Annotated in this window: 6 protein-coding genes; all 6 read right to left on the reverse strand. The window is 37.5% G+C overall.

Features of this window, described 5'->3' with window-relative positions:
- Window positions 1-571, reverse strand: a 571-nt coding sequence (locus AC1DVB_RS24815) for a glycine betaine ABC transporter substrate-binding protein (protein ID WP_477591426.1), incomplete at its 3' end; no start/stop codon positions are given.
- 11 nt (window positions 572-582) lie between these two features.
- Window positions 583-1,236, reverse strand: a complete 654-nt coding sequence (locus tag AC1DVB_RS24820; protein WP_477591428.1) for an ABC transporter permease — start codon at window positions 1,234-1,236, stop codon at window positions 583-585.
- A gap of 12 nt (window positions 1,237-1,248) precedes the next feature.
- Entirely contained in the window at window positions 1,249-2,403 is a 1,155-nt protein-coding gene (locus tag AC1DVB_RS24825; protein ID WP_239861319.1) for a betaine/proline/choline family ABC transporter ATP-binding protein, read from the reverse strand.
- Between the two features lie 208 nt (window positions 2,404-2,611).
- On the reverse strand, window positions 2,612-3,787 hold the full coding sequence (locus AC1DVB_RS24830; RefSeq protein ID WP_454861291.1) for an acyl-CoA dehydrogenase family protein: 1,176 nt from the start codon (window positions 3,785-3,787) through the stop codon (window positions 2,612-2,614).
- Window positions 3,788-4,310: 523 nt separating this feature from the next.
- Window positions 4,311-5,102: a hypothetical protein gene (locus AC1DVB_RS24835; RefSeq protein ID WP_477591431.1), complete on the reverse strand. Its 792-nt coding sequence runs from the start codon at window positions 5,100-5,102 to the stop codon at window positions 4,311-4,313.
- A gap of 27 nt (window positions 5,103-5,129) precedes the next feature.
- Window positions 5,130-5,551: flavodoxin (locus tag AC1DVB_RS24840; protein WP_477591433.1), on the reverse strand; the 422-nt coding region annotated here is incomplete at its 5' end.

The following is a 5,551-nucleotide window of genomic DNA, read 5'->3' on the forward strand; positions in this document are numbered from 1 at the left end:
ATCCATATGTATCGACGAATCCTTTATAACCATCCCCTTTTCTTTTCAGCCAAGCACTATCCACACCTAACCTTAAATTATCTGCATCCTTTTCCAAATCCGATATTCTCTGATACCCATTTTCCTCAGCCAATTCATTTGAAATCGTAAAGGCATATGTGTTATCGAATCCATAAGAATCAAAAAATTTGAACCCGTATTGTTCCTTGAATTCCCTTTGAACAATTTCCATCGCCTTTACTGGGTCCTTTTCGATTTCCTGTCCCAGGACACTCGTTAAATCAGTCCCTGTATATCGAGTTGCGGCTATATCTATATCACCGGTCTCCATCGCTTTTTGCTGAACGAAATTCGAACCTAGATTTTTGATGATTTTCGTATCAAGTTCCGTATTCCTTTCAAGGAGTTGAGCGATCATGTTCGCCAGGATTTCGGATTCGGTCATGCTTTGGGCACCGATCTTTACAGTTGTTTCAGATGATGACCCTAAACCAGGCAAAGAACAGCCGGTGATCATTAATGCACAAACGATAAGAGCCATTAAAATTGTATTTCTTATTTTTTTATTCATGGTAATCCTCCTCAAGCAACTTCCTTCATGCCTTTCAAGCCTTTTGGTACGACTTTTCGCTCTATGATCGAGAATACATAATCAACCAGGATAGCCATGATGATTACCGGAACTGCACCAGCGATGATATATTCTGTTTGGTATAAATTCAAACCGATAAAAATGTAATCTCCCAAGCCACCGCCTCCAATAAAGGAAGCTAAGGTGGCCCATCCAATTAAATAGACGGAAGCCGTACGGATACCAGCCATAATGACGGAAAGTGCAAGCGGGAATTCTACCAGACGAATCCTCTCCCAGCTTGACATCCCGATGCCCCRTCCGGATTCCAGCAGATTTTCATTTACTCCTTTAATGCCTGTGTATGTATTCCTGAGTATGGGTAAAACGGAATAGAAAAATAACGCAATGATTGCGGGTGTTTTCCCAACGCCAAGGAAAGGAATGAAAAAGGCGAGAACCGCTAAGCTTGGCAATGTCTGCATAATATTCGCAATTCCGATTATAATCGATGCGCTCCTTTTCATTCGTGTCAACATTATCCCTAGTGGTACAGCGACTATTATTCCAAGGAAAACAGCGATCATGGAAATATATAAGTGCTCCCATGCTTTAAAAATCAATTCTTGCCAGTTCGTTTGTAAAAAATCGAGCATTGTTTCCATCTCTTACACCTCCTAAAACATTTCTACTACTTCTGCCACTTGATTTTCTTCCTCTCCCCAAATGCTGTCATATACGATGTCGACCAATGTAGCCCTAGTGACAATTCCGACCAAATGTTTATTTTGGTCAACTACAGGCACGTATTTGAAACCTCGTTTTAAAATCTTTTGAACGGAATCACGGATTAAAGTATCCTGTTTCACTGAATAGATTTCAGTATTGATGACTTCGCTGATAAATTTAGCTTTTTTTCGATATTCACTGATCGTTTCAACATCTACGAACCCTTTCAAAACATTTTGCTCATCGACCACAAGTAAAGAATCGACCCTTTTCTCGCGCATTATCGTAATAGCATCGGTAAGGGATTTTTCCTCTGTAATGGAAATTGGGTTTCGGCTCATGATTTGTTCAACCAACTCAACATTGGGTCTTGTTTGAAGCAAACGATCTTTGCCGATGAATTCTTCAACAAACTCATTGGCTGGGTTTCTGAGGATTTCATCCGGTGTTCCCACTTGGACGATTTCACCAGCCTTTAAGATGACGATCCTGTCGGCTAGCTTAATGGCTTCATCCATATCATGCGTAACAAAAACGATTGTTTTATCAAGTGTGCGCTGCAGATTTTTAAACTCCTCCTGAAGGGCATCGCGGGTGATTGGATCTAGTGCGCCAAAAGGTTCATCCATTAAAATGAGTGGAGGATTGGACGCAAGCGCTCTGAGAACGCCTATCCTTTGTTGCTGTCCGCCGCTCAATTCGTAGGGATACCTTTCCAGGTATTCGGGTCCCATATCRACAAGCTGAAGCAATTCCAGTGCGCGTTCCTTTTTCTTCTGTTCATTCCATTTAAGAAGTTTTGGAACGAGGGTGATATTTTCAAGAATGGTCATGTGAGGGAAAAGGCCGATTTGCTGGATAACGTACCCAATCTGTCTTCTAAGCTCGACTGGGTCTTTATCCATGATATTTTCACCATTAATAAGTATCTTGCCTTCAGATGGTTCGATAAGACGGTTAATCATTTTCATTGTCGTTGTCTTTCCACATCCACTCGGACCAATGAAGCAAATGAACTCCCCTTTTTTAATATCCAATGATATATTTTTTACAGCTTTCTTTCCTCCCTTATAGATTTTCGATACATTTTCGATTTTTAACATAAAAAGCACCTCCATCATTCGCATACAATTACAAATTTTACAAAAATATTAATTTTTCATATGCACAGTCTCTTGTACCCATAAGGTAAACTGTTTAAACCATTTTTTATAAAAAACTAGTTCATTGTATTTATATTGAAAAAATTGTAAAAAAAACTGCCCCATTTTAACTGAGGCAGTTTGATAGATTTATAGTATTAAAAATGAATTAAAATCCTATATTTTTAGCAATCAGGGTTTTTATAGTTTCATCTGTCCCTGTAAATAATGTTGGCAAAGAAATGTCCCGATGACGCCGGGCAATTTTATCGTCACCCATACTTCCGTAACGATCATGCAGCTGCATGCACTTATCAGATATTCGCTTAGACATCTCCGTTACCCATTGTTTAGCCATCGATACTTCAGTTATGATATTCTCCCCAGTCATATGTTTACAGATCAACCCATCAATAAACGTTCTTCCCAGTTGAATATCTGTCGCAATTTCAGCGATGGTAAACTGTGCATTTTTAAATGCACTTCTTTTCTTATCAATAGCTTTTTGACTTTTTATAAAATTCATCGTCAAGTGAAGCATGTCTTTTGCTGCCATTATAGAACTGATCGCACAGATTAGTCTTTCCTGCTGCAGTTTTTGCATGATATATGAAAGGCCCTTCCCTTCCTCCCCAAGGAGGTTGCCAACTGGAACTGAAGCATCATCGAAAAATAGTTCGGCTGTACCTAGGCTTCCCTGTTCTGGTTTACTAAGCTTTCTACCCCGTGATAACCCTGGTGTATCTTTATCAATGAGCAGTAGACTGATTCCGTCCTTKGGAAGAACAGCATTTAGATCTGTTTTGCATGCTACTATCATGAAGTCAGCTTTAAAGCCATTTGTAACGAACGTTTTGGCTCCATTGAGAAGATAATAGCCATCTTTCTTGATGGCTGTGGTTTGAATATCAGCTAATTCCGATCCCATTTCCGGCTCTGTCCATGCAAAGGCAGAAATCATTTCCCCTGTAATGAACTTTGGTAAATATCTTTGTTTTTGATCTATTGTTCCGAATGAAGCAATATAAGGGGCTACAACATCAGAATGAATGGATATTCCCCCCAAGGCTGAACCCACCCTCTCCAATTCCTCTGCCAGTACAACAGAATATCCAAAATTTGCTCCTATTCCACCGAATTCCACTTCAATCCATGGACATAAAAATCCATTATCTCCTACCTTTTCCCAAAATGAGTAAGGTATTTCCCCCTCTTTTTCCCATTGATCATAAAAGGGGACAGCTTCCTTGGCGAGAAATTCACGAATTGATTGTTTAAATAATAGGTGTTCTTCCGTTAGAAAGGAACGGGAATCATCCTTATTGATTGCCATCGTGCTAACCATGGGTTAACCTCCATTCTTTTATTACTGATAATTACTACCATGAACAAATAAAATATGTTAAAGGCTTAGATGTAAACGATTACAATTCCAAACAATTAAAATGTTCCTCAATATTCATGTTCAACAAAAGTATGGAATTTCCTTTTAATAATCTATTTTTTTCCATTTTTAATGATTTGATTATGACTTAACTGCTTTGATTTTGGTTTTGAGTTTATATTCTGTCGAGGTTATTCTTGGAATACAAAATGTAATAAATAGACAATTCTACTTTTTACGCTCAAATCTCATTCTTTTTTTGCTTAATACAATGGTTGCTTTAACAGCCCTCGTTAAAAATAGCATGTCAAATCCTACTCTAAAATTTTCATTTTCCACTATTTTGGGCCATGCCCAATAACCCTCCAAAACCTTTTTGGAAGGATATTTCTCTGATTCAGTTAATTAGGCAAAAGCTAGGAACGCTTCTTTTCTCTTTAATAAACTATAATTAGTAATAATACAGATTGAAATTACAGTTTTTTTAACACGATTTTTGACTAGTAAATCTTTCTTGGTTTATATTAATTCCTTCATAACATCTTTTTTGGTAAGAGCAGCTTTTGCAAACTGCTAAGGAATCCGTTTTCAAATACTTTTTGGGTTCTTGTAAAAGATTCTTGATCATGTTGAGGTATTCCAATCCACCAGAAACATCCTTCTTGGTCGGTATAAATGTTTCTTTTTTACCTTCCATAAGCGAGTATATCTCTATTCTTTCCGGTAATTGACCAAATGCCTTTTTACAAAATACCGAAATCATATTATTAAATAAAAGATTCATTTCTTCATCTGTATCAACTAAATACTTCTTTATGATGAATGAGTTGCCTGACCATTCTGCCACTTCAAAAGTTAAGGAAAGTTCGGTCCCCAACTCATCCATATTCATGTTAAATTTTTCATATAAAAACAAAGGTGGATTTTCAATTCTTTCAGTAGTTAAACATTGGAGTAAATGATCTGTAATATTAGCAAGAGCCTTATAATAATGAATCTTCGACTCGAACTGACGTACTTCAATGGCACTCCAATGATCATCTATGAACTCCAAAACCTTCTTAGTCGTCTGACTTTTTGGAGGAAGTTTATAATATCGACTTACAACTTGATTAACCACAAATTGAACCATCTTCCTCCAATCCGATTGATTGGTGGTTTTTCCTTCTATATGAAAATAGTAAAATTGATAAGGACATCTTATAAAATCCTGTAAATGATAATCAGTTAAAGTAGCAATGGAAATCCGATGTTCCCTACCGATCATTCCCTTCACCTCTCTCTCCTCATAAAATTTCAAATTCTATATTGAAGTGACAAAACTATTCTTTATAAATTCCCTCCCAAAATTTTGGCAGTTTTTAATATCCTCATCATCTGGGGTTAGTTCCACTTTTAACCCTTCCAGGACGATAACAGCGCCCTGTTCCCTTAATTTTTCTGTCAAAATATCTACGGCTGCACCATATTGTGGGTAAGATGAATCGCAGGAACCAAATACCGCAGCTTTCTTTCCTGTTAGATCAATATGATCCATATCCTCATAAAAGTCTAAAAAATCATCGGGTAACTCTCCGTCTCCCCACGTATATGCTCCTAATATGATTCCATCGTAATCTTCAAGCATGGAAGCTTCAGGACCATCCATAATATCTACCTTTTCGATACTCACATCACTGATTTCTGTGATTCCTTCTGCAATGGTATTCGCCATTTCTTCTGTAT

The organism is Peribacillus sp. P4_D6 (assembly GCF_056401795.1).